The sequence below is a fragment of the Actinomadura nitritigenes genome, from assembly GCF_017573545.1.
GTDB classification, from domain to species: Bacteria; Actinomycetota; Actinomycetes; order Streptosporangiales; family Streptosporangiaceae; genus Spirillospora; species Spirillospora nitritigenes.
Genome location: NZ_JAGEOK010000042.1, coordinates 25,684 through 41,460 on the forward strand (window position 1 = coordinate 25,684; position 15,777 = coordinate 41,460).

The 15,777-nt window shown below is 73.7% G+C and carries 13 protein-coding genes; 1 reads left to right on the plus strand and 12 read right to left on the minus strand.

All coding sequences use genetic code 11. The features are described from left to right. Positions 1–89 precede the first annotated feature (89 nt). From J4557_RS42325 to J4557_RS42375, 11 genes are all read right to left on the minus strand, one after another. Positions 90–947, minus strand: a complete 858-nt coding sequence (locus J4557_RS42325; RefSeq protein ID WP_208272480.1) for a TIGR03936 family radical SAM-associated protein — start codon at positions 945–947, stop codon at positions 90–92. Positions 948–1,124: 177 nt separating this feature from the next. Further along, the gene (locus J4557_RS42330) at positions 1,125–3,047 is read right to left on the minus strand and encodes a TIGR03960 family B12-binding radical SAM protein (protein WP_208272481.1); all 1,923 of its coding nucleotides are present in this window, start codon (positions 3,045–3,047) and stop codon (positions 1,125–1,127) included. A gap of 99 nt (positions 3,048–3,146) precedes the next feature. Next, positions 3,147–4,331, minus strand: a complete 1,185-nt coding sequence (rodA, locus tag J4557_RS42335; protein ID WP_208272482.1) for a rod shape-determining protein RodA — start codon at positions 4,329–4,331, stop codon at positions 3,147–3,149. Between the two features lie 73 nt (positions 4,332–4,404). Next, a complete protein-coding gene (gene mrdA, locus J4557_RS42340) occupies positions 4,405–6,477 on the minus strand; it encodes a penicillin-binding protein 2 (protein ID WP_208272483.1) in 2,073 nt (690 codons plus the stop codon). Then, positions 6,474–7,070 (minus strand): rod shape-determining protein MreD, encoded by a 597-nt coding sequence (gene mreD / locus J4557_RS42345; RefSeq protein WP_208272484.1) that lies wholly within the window; start codon positions 7,068–7,070, stop codon positions 6,474–6,476. The genes mrdA and mreD overlap by 4 nt, the downstream gene beginning before the upstream one ends. A gap of 1 nt (position 7,071) precedes the next feature. Beyond that, a complete protein-coding gene (gene mreC, locus J4557_RS42350) occupies positions 7,072–8,088 on the minus strand; it encodes a rod shape-determining protein MreC (protein WP_208272485.1) in 1,017 nt (338 codons plus the stop codon). A gap of 37 nt (positions 8,089–8,125) precedes the next feature. Next, positions 8,126–9,160: a rod shape-determining protein gene (locus tag J4557_RS42355; protein ID WP_208246169.1), complete on the minus strand. Its 1,035-nt coding sequence runs from the start codon at positions 9,158–9,160 to the stop codon at positions 8,126–8,128. Between the two features lie 300 nt (positions 9,161–9,460). Further along, positions 9,461–9,871: a nucleoside-diphosphate kinase gene (ndk, locus tag J4557_RS42360; protein ID WP_151546475.1), complete on the minus strand. Its 411-nt coding sequence runs from the start codon at positions 9,869–9,871 to the stop codon at positions 9,461–9,463. Between the two features lie 45 nt (positions 9,872–9,916). Further along, positions 9,917–11,440 (minus strand): hypothetical protein, encoded by a 1,524-nt coding sequence (locus tag J4557_RS42365; protein ID WP_208272486.1) that lies wholly within the window; start codon positions 11,438–11,440, stop codon positions 9,917–9,919. 122 nt (positions 11,441–11,562) lie between these two features. Beyond that, positions 11,563–11,940, minus strand: coding sequence for a DUF4233 domain-containing protein (locus tag J4557_RS42370; protein ID WP_208272513.1), 378 nt, complete (start codon positions 11,938–11,940; stop codon positions 11,563–11,565). A 5-nt stretch (positions 11,941–11,945) separates the two neighbouring features. Next, on the minus strand, positions 11,946–13,316 hold the full coding sequence (locus tag J4557_RS42375; protein WP_208272514.1) for a bifunctional folylpolyglutamate synthase/dihydrofolate synthase: 1,371 nt from the start codon (positions 13,314–13,316) through the stop codon (positions 11,946–11,948). A gap of 133 nt (positions 13,317–13,449) precedes the next feature. Here J4557_RS42375 and J4557_RS42380 point away from each other — a divergent pair, with 133 nt between their 5' ends. Beyond that, on the plus strand, positions 13,450–14,676 hold the full coding sequence (locus tag J4557_RS42380) for a folylpolyglutamate synthase/dihydrofolate synthase family protein (protein ID WP_208272487.1): 1,227 nt from the start codon (positions 13,450–13,452) through the stop codon (positions 14,674–14,676). Here the strand turns inward: J4557_RS42380 and J4557_RS42385 are convergent. After that, positions 14,633–15,640: a hypothetical protein gene (locus tag J4557_RS42385; protein WP_208272488.1), complete on the minus strand. Its 1,008-nt coding sequence runs from the start codon at positions 15,638–15,640 to the stop codon at positions 14,633–14,635. The genes J4557_RS42380 and J4557_RS42385 overlap by 44 nt on opposite strands. Positions 15,641–15,777 lie beyond the last annotated feature (137 nt).

The window sequence follows — 15,777 nt, forward strand, 5'->3', positions numbered from 1 at the left end:
TGGTCCGGTCGTGACGACGAAGTCGTCGGGGGTGCGCCCGCCGTCCCCTGCGGGACCGGTTCCGTGTCGCCACGGCTTCGGTCTCACGATCAGGCGCTGACGGCATCCGCGCTCGCGGGGTCCCCGGGGCGCGGCCGCGCGCCGCCGGCCGTCCCGGCTTCGTCGCCGGACGGCAGGCCGGTCTCCCGGTCCGGATCCAGAGGATCCGCGAGGCCACCGGTGGCCGCGTTCAGGGGCCCCTGCGCCAGCCTGGTCACCAGTGGCGGTGACGGCGGCGCGAGGTCGGCGACCTGGCGCAGTCCGGTGAGGATGTCGTCGGGTCGTACGGCAGGTGTGGAATGCCGAACAACCATTCGAAGTATCGCACAAGGGGCATCCGCCGCCTCCGCGGCGCGCCGGTCCAGCTCACAGACGGACACGGCGGCGCGCACGTCGAACCGGCGCCGCCCCTTCTTGGTGAGGCGCTCCACCTCGATGCTCCCGGCGGCCATGAAGGCGGCCACGGCAGCGGCGGCGGCGTCCTGCGCCACCCCGTCCAGCCGGATCCGCCATTCGGACGCCTCGAGCCGATCGGCGAACGCGGCCGGCTTGGCCTGCGCGTCGCCGGCGCGTCCCGGCCCGGCCGGCACGACATCCACGATGTCGAGCCCGGGGGGCAGGGCCGCGTCGAGATCGGCCTGCACCCGCGCAGGGTCGCGGGTCTCGGTCAGCCCGATCTCGAGGTACTCCGCCTCACTGGCAACCCCAGTCGCCGCCGCACCCGCGTACGAGATCTTCGGGTGGGGGGTGAATCCGGCGCTGAACGCGACAGGGATCCCGGCGCGCCGCACGGCGCGTTCCACGGCCCGGGAAATGTCGCGGTGGCTCGTGAACCGCAGCCTGCCGCGCTTCGCATAGCGCACGCGCAGACGCTGGATCACAGGGGCCGGCGCCGGTCCCTCCGGCATGGGTGCCAGGGTTCTGGTCCTTCCTACTCGTGCCGAGTCGAAAAACAAGGTCTCTCTATAGAGTACGGGGCGGCGGGCATCGTTGTGCCGGGCCCGTCCCCCGGACGGGCGCACCCGCGCGGGCCGCGGACCCGAAAAGCCCGATTCCACGGGCGATTCGCGGCCGCGGCGCGCGTCTCAGACCACCGAAAGCGGAAGCAGCTTCCGGCCCGTCGGGCCGATCTGGATCTCCGTGCCCATGGTCGGGCACACGCCGCAGTCGTAGCACGGCGTCCAGCGGCAGTCCTCGACCTCGGTCTCGTCGACGGCGTCCTGCCAGTCCTGCCAGAGCCACTCGCGGTCCAGACCCGCGTCGAGGTGGTCCCAGGGCAGCACCTCGACCTCGTCGCGCTCGCGGACGGTGTACCAGTCGAGGTCCACGGGCCCGCCCGCGAAGGCCTTCTCCGCGCAGGCCGTCCAGCGCTCGTAGGAGAAGTGCTCGCTCCACCCGTCGAAGCGGCCGCCGTCCTCCCACACCGCGCGGATGACCTTGCCGACGCGGCGGTCGCCGCGCGACAGCAGGCCCTCGACGATGGACGGCTGGCCGTCGTGGTAGCGCAGGCCGATCGCGCGGCCGTACTCCTTGTCGCCGCGCAGCTCGTCCTTGAGGGCCTTGAGGCGGCGGTCGACGGTCTCGTGGTCGCACTGCGCCGCCCACTGGAACGGGGTGTGCGGCTTCGGCACGAACCCGCCGATCGACACCGTGCAGCGGATGTCCTTGCGGCCGGTCGCCTCGCGACCCGCCTGGATGACCCGCTTGGCCATGCCCGCGATCGCCAGGACGTCCTCGTCCTCCTCGGTGGGCAGGCCGCACATGAAGTACAGCTTGACCTGCCGCCAGCCGTTCTCGTACGCGGTGGTGACGGTGCGGATCAGGTCGTCCTCGGTGACCATCTTGTTGATCACCTTGCGCATCCGCTCGGAGCCGCCCTCCGGGGCGAACGTCAGGCCGGAGCGGCGGCCGCCGCGGGAGAACTCGTTGGCGAGCGTGATGTTGAAGGCGTCCACGCGGGTGGACGGCAGCGACAGGGAGGTGTTGGTGCCCTCGTAGCGGTCGGCGAGGCCCTTGGCGACGTCGCCGATCTCGCTGTGGTCGGCGCTGGACAGGCTGAGCAGCCCGACCTCCTGGAAGCCCGACTCCTTCAGCCCCTGGTCGACCATGTCGCCGATCGTGGTGATCGACCGCTCCCGCACCGGACGGGTGATCATCCCGGCCTGGCAGAACCGGCAGCCCCGGGTGCAGCCCCGGAAGATCTCCACGCTGAACCGCTCGTGCACCGTCTCGGCCAGCGGCACCAGCGGCTTCTTCGGGTACGGCCACTGGTCGAGGTCCATGACGGTGTGCTTCTCGATCCGCCACGGCACGCCCGGACGGTTCGGCGCGACCCGCTGGATCCGCCCGTCGGGCAGGTACGTCACGTCGTAGAAGCGCGGCACGTACACCCCGCCGGACGCCGCGAGCCGCATCAGCAGCTCGTCGCGGCCGCCGGGCGACCCCTCGCCCTTCCACTCCCGGACGACCTCGGTGATCGCCAGCGCGATCTCCTCGCCGTCGCCGAGCACCGCGGCGTCGACGAAGTCGGCGATCGGCTCGGGGTTGAACGCCGCGTGCCCGCCCGCGACCACGATGGGGTGCTCGTCGGTGCGGTCCGCCGCGTCCAGCGGGATGCCCGCGAGGTCCAGCGCCGTCAGCAGGTTGGTGTAGCCCAGTTCGGTGGAGAACGACACCCCGAACACGTCGAACGCGGCGACCGGCCGGTGCGCGTCCACGGTGAACTGCGGGATGCCATGCTCGCGCATGACGGCCTCCATGTCGGGCCAGACCGAGTAGGTCCGCTCCGCCAGCACGCCCTCGCGCTCGTTGAGGATCTCGTAGAGGATCTGGACGCCCTGGTTCGGCAGGCCGACCTCGTAGGCGTCCGGGTACATCAGCGCCCACCGGACGTCGGTGCCGTCCCAGTCCTTGATCTGCGAGTTCAGCTCACCGCCGACGTACTGAATCGGCTTCTGCACGCTCGGGAGCAGCGGCTCCAGGCGCGGGAAGAGCGACTCGACAGGCATGGCGATGTCCTCCGTGCTGCGTACAAGGGATGAACGGCCAGCCTACCGTCGCGCGGCCGGTCGAAGGGCCTTCACTCGAACGGGCTCGGCCGAACGGCCTCAGTCGAACGGCCGGCGGCGGATGTGCACCGCCTGCAGCAGGCCGAAGGCGATCATGTTGGCGAACGTCGCGGAACCGCCGTAGGACACGAACGGCAGCGGCAGGCCGGTGATCGGCATGATGCCGAGGGTCATGCCGACGTTCTCGAACGTCTGGAACGCCAGCCAGCACACCACCCCGGTCGCCACCAGCGTGCCGAACAGGTCGGCGGCCTGGGACGCGATCCGGAGCCCGCGCCACAGCACGACGCCGAGCAGCAGGACGATCACGGCGGCGCCGACGAAGCCGAGCTCCTCCCCCGCGACGGTGAAGATGAAGTCGGTCTGCTGCTCCGGCACGAAGTGCCCGCCGGTCTGCTGGCCGTTGAACAGGCCCTTGCCGAACGGCCCGCCCGAGCCGATCGCGATCCGCGCCTGCTGGGCGTTGTAGCCGACGCCGCGCGGGTCCGCGGACGGGTCCAGGAACGCGGTGAACCGGTCGATCTGGTACTTCTTCAGCAACCCGAAGAAGAACACCGCGGCCCCGGCCGCCGCCCCGCCGGCGACGAGCCCCGCCAGCCAGCGCTTCTGCGCCCCGGACACCGCGAGCATCCCGAGCACGACCGCGATGAACACCAGCGTGGTGCCGAGGTCGGGCTGCAGCATGATCAGGAGGCCGGGCACCCCGGCGAGCGCCAGCGCGAGCAGCACGTCCCGGCGGCCCGGGCCGATCTCCCCGTCCCGGGGCTCGCCCAGGATCATCGCCAGCAGCACCACCAGGCCGACCTTCGCGAACTCCGACGGCTGGATCTGGAACCCGCCGCCGATGACGATCCACGAGTGCGACCCGTTGATCGTGGAGCCGAGCGGGGTCAGCACCGCGAGCAGGCCGACGCACGCCAGCGCGTACAGGATCGGGACGTAGGCGCGCAGCAGCCGGTAGTCCAGGACGGTGACGACGCCGCCCAGCACGAACCCGATGACCAGGTTCAGGATGTGCCGCTTCAGGAACCCCTCGGGGTCGTCGCCGTGCTCCGCCGCCAGCTGGAACGTCGCGGACCGCACCAGCAGCGCCCCGACCACCGACAGGACCAGCACCGTGACGGTCAGCGGCCAGTCCAGCTTCCGCAGCCCGGCGAGGCGCCCCTGCCACAGGCTCCGGTCGCCGTACCCGCCGACCGACCCGGCTCCCGTGCTGTTCAGCATCGTCCGCCTCCGATCGGCGGCGCGCATCGCCGCGCACCCGCGGCACCCGCGGCGGTCACGGCGGTCACGGGGGTCACGGCGCGGTCCCCTGGACGGGCGCCTTCGGCAGGTCGGACGGCAGCTTCCCGTCCGTCAGCAGCGGCTTCTGCTTCTTCGTCCCGTACATGGCCTCCCAGATCTCCCGGACCGCCGGGGCCGCCGTCACGGCGCCCTGCCCGCCCTGGGCGACCATGACGATCACCGCGTAGCGCGGGTGCTTCACCGGGCCGAACGAGGCGAACCACGAGTTGTCGTCCTTGCCGTAGACCTCCGCGGTACCGGTCTTGCCGGCCACGTCGACCGTCTTGAAGTCGAAGCCGTTGAACGCCCCGGCGGCGGTGCCGCTCTTGGTGACGCCCGCGAGGCCGCCCCGGATGTAGGCCAGCACCTTCGGGTCGACGGGCAGCTTCGTCGGCGGCGGCGCGGGGATCCGGCGCTCGATGCTGCCGTCCGCGCGCATCACCGCGAGGCCGAGGCGCGGCGTGAACAGCTTGCCGCCGTTGGCGACCGCCGCGTACGCGCGGACGAGCTGCAGCGGCGTGACCAGCACGTCGCCCTGCCCGACCGAGAAGTTCGCCGCGTCACCGGCGCGCCACACGTAGCCGTCGACGCAGTTCTCCGCCGCGACCGCCTTCAGGTACGCGGCGCGCGCCGGGTCGGTCTTCTGCACGTCGGGGAAGCCCGTCTTGGCCGCCTTGCAGTCGCCCTTCTTGGTGGCGTCCCAGTAGTCCTTCTTCCACCCGCGGTCGGGGATGCGGCCGCTGGACTCGCTCGGCAGGTCGATCCCGGTGGGCTTGCCGAACCCGTAGTTGCGGGCCATCTTCACCATCGGGTCCGAGGGGTTCTTCTTCGGGTGCATGCCGCCGTCGCGCAGCCACTCCTCGTACGCGAACTTGTAGAACACGGTGTCGCACGACTTCACCAGCGCGGTGTGCAGGCTCATCGAGCCGAGCGCCTCGCCCTCGAAGTTGTGGAACGCGCGGCTGCCGACGTCGAACGACCCCGGGCACTGGTAGGTGCCGTTCAGCGGGTAGCCGTCGCTCACCGCCGCCGCCACCGACGAGACCTTGAAGGTGGAGCCCGGCGCGAACTGGCCCTGGGTGACCCGCGAGATCAGCGGCTCGCCCTTCTTCTTGCCGAGCAGCGCGTCGTACTCGTCCTGGGAGATGCCGCCGGTCCAGATGCTGGGGTCGTAGGTGGGGTAGCTGGCCATCGCGACCATCCGGCCGGTCTGGACGTCCATCACCACGGCGGCGCCCGCGTCGGACGGGTGGCCGCCCTTGCGGCCGTTCTCGATCGCGTGCTTCAGGGCCTTCTCCGCGGCGCCCTGCACGCCCGCGTCGATGCTGGTGACGATATTGCCGCCCGGCACGGCCGACTTCTCCTCGGCGGTGCCGGTGACGCGGCCCTGGCTGTCGACCAGCACGCGGCGGAACCCGGGCTCCCCGCGCAGCGCCGCGTCGTACTCCGCCTCCAGCCCGGCACGGCCGATCAGGTCGACGCCGCTGTAGCCGGTGACCTTCAGCCCCTTGCGCTTGTCGAGTTCCTCCTGTGTGATCGGCTGCAGGTAGCCGAGCACCTGCGCGGCGGTCGCGCCCTCGGGTCGCGGGTAGTCGCGGACGGCCTGGACCTGCGCGGTCACGCCGGGGAAGTCCTCCTGCCGCTCCATGATCTGGAGGGCGCGCTTGGGGTCGACGTGGTCCTCGACGGGGATCGGCTGGTACGGCGAGCCGGGCCAGCAGGGCCGCTTGATGCCGGGGCCGCACAGCCGGATGCGGTTGGCGACGTCCTGGTAGGTGGTGCCGAGGACGCCGGCGAGCCGGTCCATCACGGTCCTGCCGCCGTCCTTCTGCCGCGACAGGGTCGTCCGGTCCACCGACACCACGAGCGCGCTGCGGTTGCGGACGAGCGGGATCCCGCGGTCGTCCAGGATCATGCCGCGGACGGCCGGGACGACGATGTCGCGGGTGCGGTTCTGGTCGGCGAGCTGCTGGTAGTGCGAGCCGTCGAGGATCTGCATGGACCAGAGCCGGCCCATCAGGATGAGCAGCAGCAGCCCGACGAGCACGTACAGGACGACGAGGCGGAAGTGCGTTCTGGGGTTCACAGGCCGCCGCCCCGCCCCGACATCGCGCGGTAGCGGGCGGCGGGCACCGACAGGTCCCCGCGGGAGCGTTCGCCGCGCTCGTACCTCCGGGTGACGCGCAGCACCGCCCAGACGACGAACGGGCTGGCGACCACGTCGTAGCCGACCTGCAGCGGCACCATGCTCGACACGGTGTCCCACTGGGCGCGCGGATCGCCGAGGATCATGCCGGTCACCGCGTACAGGACGGTGCCCGCGAGGGCCCCGGCGGCGACCGCGAAGAACGGCACGACGGTCTGCCGGTCCATCTCGGCGGACGCGATGCCGCACAGGTAGCCGATGAGGCAGTAGACGAGCGCGTACCGGCCGATGGTGTGGTCGGCGGGCGGGATGATGTCGGCGGCGAGGCCCGCGAGGAACCCGGTGACCATCCCGGTCATCGAGCCGAAGACGAGCGCCAGCGCCACCACCGCCAGCAGCACCAGGTCGGGCTGCACCCCGCCGGGCAGCGGCAGCCGGTTGGCCACCGACACCTGCAGGATCAGCACGGCCACGATCACCAGAACGGTGGTGAGGGCGCGGCCCGTCTGCGACGTCTCCGGTGGGTTCAGCACGTCATCCCCCCGAGCTCGGGTGCACGGACGGGGTGGCGGTGCCGTCCGCTTCGGTCTTGGGTCCCTTCTTGCCCTTCTTCTTCTTGCCGGGCGAACCGCTGGGGGACGGCGTCGCGCTTGGGCTCGGCGAGGGCGGGGGGCTGGGTTTCGGGGGCAGCACCGCGTCGCGCGGGTCGGTCTTCGGCGGGGCCACCACGACGGCGACCACGTCGAGGCTGGTGAAGTGAACGAACGGCTTCACGTAGGCGGTGCGGGTCAGCCCGCCGGACGCGGCGTCGATGCGCTCGACGGTGCCGATCGGGACGCCCGGCACGTACGGGCGCTCGCCCTGCGAGCCGAGCGTGACGAGCCGCTGCCCGACCCGCATCGGGGCGCTGGCGTCCAGCAGCTGGAAGCGCAGCGGGGTGGCGCCGCCGCCGAGGCCGCGCCGCCCGCTGCCCTGCACGATGCCGATCTCCTTGGAGTCCTCCAGGCGGGACCCGACGGAGGAGGTCTGGTCGGTGGCGAGCAGCACGGTCGCGGTGGCGGGGCCGACCCGGGTGACCCGGCCGACCAGCCCGTCCGCGCTCATCACGGTCATGTCGGGGCGGACGCCGCTGCTGCTGCCGGCGTCGATGGTGACGGTGTCCTCGAAGCCCTGGCCGGCGGAGATCACCTGCGCGGCGAGGATCTTGTAGCCGCCCATCCCGGCGGTGCCGAGCAGCCGCTGCAGCTGCGCGGAGCGGCCCTGGTCCAGCCGGGTGGAGCGCAGCTGCTCGCGCAGCCGCTGGTTGTCGCGGGCGAGCCGGTCGGCGCGGCGCTTCTCGCCGGGCGCGTCGGTGATCGCGCCGAAGGTGTTGCCGACGGGCCGCACCACCGACGCCGACGCCCGCTCCACCGGCCCGAACACGGTCGCGCCGAGGCTCCTCAGGCCGCTCAGCGGCGAGTGGTCCCCGCCGCGGTAGTCCATGGTGATCATCGCGAGGGCCGCGACGAGCAGCACGCCGAGGACCGCTCGGGTGCGCCGGGTGTCCTTCACCCACCGACCTCCGGATTCTCTGGTCGCCGCCGGGAGTTCAGTGCCGCGACTCCGGCACGAGGACCTGCCGGAGCGACTCGAAGTCCTCGACGCACTTGCCGGTGCCGAGGACCACCGAGTCGAGCGGGTTGTCCACCAGGTGGATCGGCATGCCGGTCTCCTCGCGGAGCCGCTCGTCCAGGTTCTTCAGCAGCGCGCCGCCGCCCGTCAGGGCGATCCCGCGGTCCATGATGTCGCCGGAGAGCTCCGGCGGGCACTTGTCGAGCGTGGTCTTCACCGCGTCCACGACGGCGTTGACCGGTTCCTCGATCGCCCGCCTGACCTCCTCGGCGGAGATCACGACGGTCTTGGGCAGCCCGCTGACGAGGTCGCGGCCGCGGATCTCGGCGTGCGGCTCCTCCTCGCCGCCGGGATAGGCCGACCCGATCGCCATCTTGATCTCCTCGGCGGTCCTTTCCCCGAGCATCAGCGAGTACTCCTTCTTGGAGAAGGAGATGACCGCCTGGTCCAGCTCGTCGCCGCCGACCCGCACGGACTGGCTCGTCACGATGCCGCCGAGCGAGATGATCGCGACCTCGGTGGTGCCGCCGCCGATGTCGACCACCATGTTCCCGGTCGGCTCGTAGACGGGCAGCCCGGCGCCGATCGCGGCGGCCATGGGCTCCTCGATGATGTACACGCGCCGGGCCCCGGCCTGGTAGCCGGCGTCCTTGACGGCGCGCTGCTCCACCCCGGTGATCCCGCTCGGCACGGCCACCACGATCCGCGGCTTGGCGAAGTGCCGGCGTTTGTGGACCTTCTGGATGAAGTACCGGAGCATCCGCTCGGTGACGTCGAAGTCGGCGATGACACCGTCCTTGAGCGGGCGGACCGCCACGATGTTGCCGGGCGTGCGGCCGATCATCCGCTTGGCCTCGATGCCCACCGCGACGATCTTGCCGGTGTTGGTGTTGATCGCGACCACGGACGGCTCGTTGAGGACGATGCCGCGCCCCCGCACGTACACGAGCGTGTTGGCGGTGCCAAGGTCGACCGCCATGTCACGGCCGAGAAACGACAGCTTGTTACCCATGAAGAAAGGGAGCCCTTCATGATTGTCGGGCGTGTATAGCGGCGCGTCCATCGTAACGTGCGGGCGCGCTCGCAGGCAGTTGCCCCCACTCCGCGCGTCGCCCAAAAAACGGGTCCTGACCAGCCCGCTTTTAGCTAAAACACGCGGGCCGGAGAAGTCCGGCCCGCGTGTCGTGCGCGCACCCGTCCCGCGGGGACGCCCGGTGGTCGGCGGGCCGTCGCGCCGCGGAGCGCCGGCGGAGCGGGCAGACGGCTCGCCGGCCGTGACGGGGCTTCCAGGAGGTCGCCCTCCTGGGGAAGGTCAGCCGAGCTCGGGGAAGAAGAGCTTGATCTCGCGCTCGGCGGAGTAGGTGGAGTCGGAGCCGTGGACGATGTTCTCACCGATCTCCAGGGCGAAGTCGCCGCGGATGGTGCCGGGCGTGGCGCTGACCGGGTCGGTGGCGCCGGCCAGGGCGCGGAACGCCTCGATGGCGCGGGGGCCCTCGACGACCATGGCGACGAGCGGGCCGCCGGTGATGAACTCGACCAGCTCGCCGAAGAACGGCTTGTCGGCGTGCTCCTCGTAGTGGGTCTCGGCGGTCTCGCGGGCGAGGGTGCGCAGTTCGAGCGCGACGAGCGTCAGGCCCTTGCGCTCGATCCGGGAGACGACCTCGCCGACGACGCCGCGCCGGACACCGTCGGGCTTGACCAGGACGAGAGTGCGCTCGGACACGTGTGTTTCTCCTTGAGGAATTCAGATTGGGTGAGCGCGCGAATCCTACCCGGCTTCGGGGGCCGGAGCGGATTCGGTGGCGCGGGCGTGCCGGAGGGCGGTGCGGCCGCCCCGTTCGAAGGCGCGGGCGTGCCGTTCGGCGGCGCGGTCGTGGCCGGTGATGAGGCGCAGCGTGAGCGCGGCGAGCAGGACGGCCGCGGCGCCGGCGATGAGGAGCCAGGCGCGGTAGCCGTCGGCGAGCGCGTCGAGATGCCCCGCACCGGTCAGCGCGCGGGTGCGCCGCAGCCGGTCCGCCTGCAGCGAGAGGACGCAGAGCTGCCCGGCGAGGACGGCGGGGAAGCACAGGGAGAGGCCGAACAGCGCGGCTCCGACGTGCGCGTGGCGCAGGGAGGCGGCGAGCGCCAGTCCGGCGCCGGTGCCGAGCGGGACGAGCAGGACGACCGGGGTCCAGCGCCCGGTGGGGCCGGCGGCGAGCGCCAGGCCGATGCCGGCGACCATGAGGGCGTACCCGGCCATGACGGCGGCGCGGGGGCGCGCGCGGGACGCCGCGAGCGCGCCGGTCACCGTCGCCGCCGCAGCGGCGGCGGCCGGCAGGAGGCGGGACGCGGGGGCGCCCGCGGCGGCGAGGCCGGACAGCGGCGCCGCGAGCGGGTAGGCGAGCAGCCCGGTGGCGACCATGACGGCCGCGCAGCCGAAGGGGCCGCCCTCGGCGCCGCCCGCGAGCGCGAGCCCGGCGAGCGCGGCGAGCGCGAAACCGGCCACGACCAGGCGGGCGCCCGGCGACCATCCGTGCGCGGCGACGACGGCGAGGAACGCGAAGCCCGCGACGGGGACGAACGGCAGGGCGAGCCGTCCGCGTTCGGCGAGGCGCGGCGGCGGCAGCGTCCAGGGGGCGCGCCCGCGCAGCAGCACGCCGAGGACGGCGGCGGCCGCGGCCGCGCCGGCGAGCCACGGGAAGGGGGCGAGCGCCGCGTGCCAGCCGGTCCCCTGCCAGCCGGCCGGTGCCGTCCCGGTGCGCGGCGGCGGGACGGCGCGCAGCGCCACGGGCATCGCGGTCAGGAGCGACGCGGCGAGCGCGCCCGCCCAGAGGGCGGACAGTGCCGCGTTCCGCCGCTCCCACACGAGGACGAGGGAGGCGGGCAGCGCGATCCCGGCGCCCGCGCCCTGCGCGGCGCGGACCGCGCCGACCGCCGGCACCGAGCCCGCGAACCGGACGGCGCCGAGCCCGCCGAGCAGGACGGTGAGGCCGGTCGCGAGGACCGCCCACGCGGGCAGGCGGCGGGCGGCGACGGCGGCGAGCGGGAGGGTGAGCGCGAGCGCGGGCAGCGACAGGCCGGTGGCGCGCAGCAGGGCGGGGACGCGGCCGTCGCCGAGGCCGAGCGCACGCGCGGCCGCGGGGACGGCGCCGGCGGTGGCGTCGGGCACGACCAGCACCGCGGCGGGGAGCACGGTGACGGCGGTCAGCAGCACGCCGAGCGCCGCGCCCCGGCGCCGTGCCGCCGCGGCGGCGGCCGGGGGGTCCGGTGCCGGGAGCGGGACGCCCGGCCGGTCGTGCGCGTGGGAGGACACGGCGTGCTCCTTCGGAGGTCGCCCCCACCGAACGCACTATTTCCCAGAAAAGAAGAATGTCGGAATTGTTCGCGTAGAACGCGCGGGGATTCGGCGGAGGAGGTGATGCCGTCCCCGTGAATTTAGCGCGCCGGGAGCCGCTCCACCTTGCGTCCCATCCAAAAGGCCGTCAGCCAGAGCGCCCCGAACAGTGCGCCGAGGAAGAACATGGCCGGCACCATGAACCCGGTCGCGATGATCGCCACCTGCAGCGCCGAGCCCGCCGCGAACGACCACGGGAACCGCAGCAGCCCGGCCATCAGCAGGCACAGCACCGCGAGGCCGCCGCAGACCGCCCCGGCCGTCGTCCCGGACACGTCCAGCACCGAGATCGCCACCGGGATCGCCAGCGCGATCACGATCGCCTCGCAGGCCAGCACCGTGGCGTACAGCCGCCGCACCGGGCTGCCGCCCTTCCGCCCGGCCGGCTCCGGGGTGCCCTCCGTGGTGCCCTCGGTCATGGCGGTCACCGGCCCTCCTCTACGCGCAGCAGTGTCCTGGCGTCGCCGGCGGTGACCACCGAACCGGTGATCAGGACGCCGGCGCCCCGGTACTCGCCGGTCTCCTCGGCCAGCCCGATCGCCCGGTCGATCGCGTCGTCCAGCCGCTCCGCGACGTGCACCCGCTCCGGCCCCAGGATCCCCTCGGCGATCTCGGCCAGCTCCTCGGGCGGCATCGACCGCGGCGAGGAGTTGCGGGTCACCACCAGCTCGGCCACGACCGGTTCGAGCTGGTCGAGGACCCCGGCGACGTCCTTGTCCGCGGCGACGGCGAGCACGCCGACCAGCCGGGTGAAGCCGAACGACTCGGTGACCGTGGCGACGGTCGCCGCCATCCCGGCCGGGTTGTGCGCCGCGTCCAGCAGCACGGTCGGACCCGTCCGGGCGACCTCCAGCCGGCCCGGCGACGCCGACTTGGCGAACCCGCTGCGCACCAGCGCCGGGTCGAGCTGCCCCTCCTCGCCGCCCAGGAACGCCTCCCCGGGCGCGACCCGGGTGGCGGCCTCCAGGGCGACCTCTCCCCTGGTCGGCGCACCGCTGGCGAACGCCTCGACGGCCGCCAGCGCGGTCGCGGCGTTGCTCGCCTGGTGCTCGCCGAACAGCGGCAGGAAGATCTCCTCGTAGCCGCCGTACAGCCCGCGCAGGCCGATCATCTGGCCGCCGACCGCGACGTCCCGGCTCAGCACCCCGTACTCGATGCCCTCGCGCACCACGGCGGCGCCGGTCTCCACGACCCGCCGCAGCAGCACCTCGGCCGCCTCCACGGGCTGCTGGGACAGCACCGCGACGCAGCCCGGCTTGATGATCCCCGCCTTCTCCCCGGCGATCTCCTCGAGGGTGTCGCCCAGGTAGCGCGTGTGGTCCAGGCCGATCGGGGTGACGACGGCGACCGTGCCGTCGGCGACGTTCGTGGCGTCCCAGGTGCCGCCCATGCCGACCTCGACCACCGCCACGTCGACGGGGGCGTCGGCGAACGCGGCGAACGCCATCGCCGTGAGCACCTCGAAGAACGACAGCCGCACCTCGTGCTTGCCGTCGATCAGCTGCACGTAGGGCAGCACGTCCTGGAACGCCTCGGCGAACCGCTCCTCGCTGATCGGCTCACCGTCGATCGCGATCCGCTCGCGCAGCGTGGTCATCTCGGGGCTGGTGTACAGCCCGGTGCGCAGCCCGCGCTCGCGCAGCAGCGACTCGATCAGCCGCGCGGTGCTGGACTTGCCGTTCGTGCCCGCGACGTGGATCACCGGATACGCGCGGTGCGGCTCGCCCAGGACGTCCACGAGGTCTCGGATCCGGTCGAGGGTCGGGTCGATCTCCCACTCGACGCCCCGGCTCATGATCGCGTTCACGGCGCCGCGGTAGTCGAGCGGCTCGGTTGCCTGGCTCACGATGAGAGCCTATCCGCCGCCGCCGGGCGCCCTGTCCGCACCCGTGGCGGCCGGGGGCGCGCGGAGTGGAACCATGGATGGCATGCGGGCCGACGAGGTGTTCTTCCGGGAATGGGAGCGGCGCCGTCCGGGCGAGACGCGCAGCCTGGCCCGCGCGCGCGAGCTGGCGGAGGCGCTGGACGTGCTGCCCCCCGGCATGCCCGTGCTGACCGTCGTCGGGTCCAAGGGGAAGGGGACGGCGGCGATCTACGCCTCCGCGTTCCTCTCCGCCTCGGGCCTGCGGGTGTGCACCGTCACCAGCCCCGGCCTGCGCACCAACCGGGACCGGATCAGGATCGACGGCCGCGCGGTCACCGAGACCGAGCTCGCCCGCCTCGGCGGCCTGCTCGGCGCCGCCATGGCGGAGCTGGGCCCGCCGGCGGACGGCTACCTGTCCCCCTCGGGGCTGTTCACGCTGGCCGGCGTGCTGCACGCACGCCGGGCGGGCGCGGACGCGCTCGTCCTGGAGGCCGGGATGGGCGGACGGTCCGACGAGGTGTCGCTGTTCCCGCCGGACGTGGCCGCGATCACGCCGGTCTTCCTGGAGCACGCCGGGGTGCTCGGCGACACGCCCGCGGAGATCGCCGAGGAGAAGCGGGCCGTGGCGGGGCCGGGCACGCGGATCGTGTCGGCGCCCCAGTCCCCGGACGTGGCGGAGGTGCTCGGCCCGGTGGAGGACGCGGGCGACGGCGGCGTCCCCGCCGGGCTGCTGCCCGCCGGGCTCGGCCGCGCGGCCGCCGCGGTCGGCGTCGCCGCGGGACGCAGGCTCGCGGGAGGCGACCCGCCCGCGGAGACGCTGCGGCGGGTGCTGTCCACCATCGTGCTGCCCGGCCGGATGTCCTGGCACACCGTGCCCGGGACGGCCACGACGCTGCTGATCGACTCCGCCATCGACGGGACGGGCGTCGCCGCCGCGCTCGCCGCCGCCCGGGACCGCTGGGGCGAGGTCGACCACGCCGTCGTCTGCCTGCCCGACCACAAGGACCTCGACGGGGCCGTCCGCGCGCTCGGGGACCTGCCCGTCACCTACGTCCGGCTCCCGCAGCCGCACCTGCGCTTCACCCGGCCCCTGCCGCCGTCCTGGGACGTTGTCGAAGCGGACGCCGTCACGCCGGAGGCGCTGGCGACCCTCGGGTACCGCGTGGCCGTGCTCGGCACCGTCTACTTCACCGGCCTGGTCCTCGACCGGATCGGCGCCGGCACCGAGCGGCTGTTCGTCCCGCCGGCTACCGTGCCGGCTTCTCGACGTCCTTCCGGATCCGGCGCATGACGTCGTCCATCAGCGAGAAGTCCGGGTTCGCGGTCGGGACGTCGGACGCGACGATCCCGTAGGAGTCGCGGGTCGCCCACGCGCAGTACGTGTGCGTCTCGGCGAGCACCGCGAACGTCCCGCACTCCGCCCTGCCGCCGTTCTGCCCGGGATTGCCCTGCTCGCCGGAGATGAACGTGCTGGGCCGCAGCCTGCGCAGGAACGCGGCCGGTTCGCCGACCGCGCCCGTGCCGCCCACGAACAGCACGTTCGTGCGCCCCAGCGGGTCGGTGTAGACCGCCGCCCCGTTCCCGGCCACGGGGACCCCGCCGGCCTGCACGGCCGCCATGACGAACGGGTACGCCGCGCTGGCGGCCGGTTCGGTGGCGTCCTTGGCCATCCCGCCGGCGCGCGGCAGGGCGTTGATCCTCCGGGTGGACGCGGTGGACACGGCCCCGGCCTTCCCGCCCTTCCCGGCGGCGGGCTCGTCCGGCTTGAACGCCAGGACGCCGACCATCAGCACCGCGACCAGCGCCACGCCGACCGCGGCGCCGAGCAGCAGCCCGGAGACCTGCCTGCGCTCCCGCTCCGGCGCGGCCCCGCCGGGCGGCGCCGCGCCGAGCGGCGCCGAGATCGCGTGCGGCCCGGTCCCGCCCGGGAGGACGATCGGGCCCGTCCCGTTCGGCAGCGCATGCCCGCCCGTGCCGCCGGGCAGCGGGTGCCCGCCGGTGCCGTTCGGCGCGACGGGGAGGCGGTGCCCGCCCGTCCCGCCCGGAAGCGGCTGCGGCCCGGTGCCGTTCGCGATCATCTGCGGTCCGGTCCCTTCGGCGGCGTCCGCCGACCACCACGGCGGCGAGGTGCCCCAGGGCGCCGGGGCGGCGGTGAACCCCCCGGGCGGGCCGCCGTCCTCGACGACCTGCTGGCGGCCCGGCTCGTCGCCCGGCACCGCGCCCGGCGCGCCGGGGCGAGGAGGTGATTCGGCCATTGCTCTCCCGAGGATTCCGTGCCGCCTGAAAGCCCGCGGATCACCCGGATCGTAACCGGGCGGCCGGGCCGGTGCGGACCGTTCGCCGCAGGCGGGGCGCCCCGGCTCCGGCGGGCGCCGCGCCGCCGCCGTCGAAC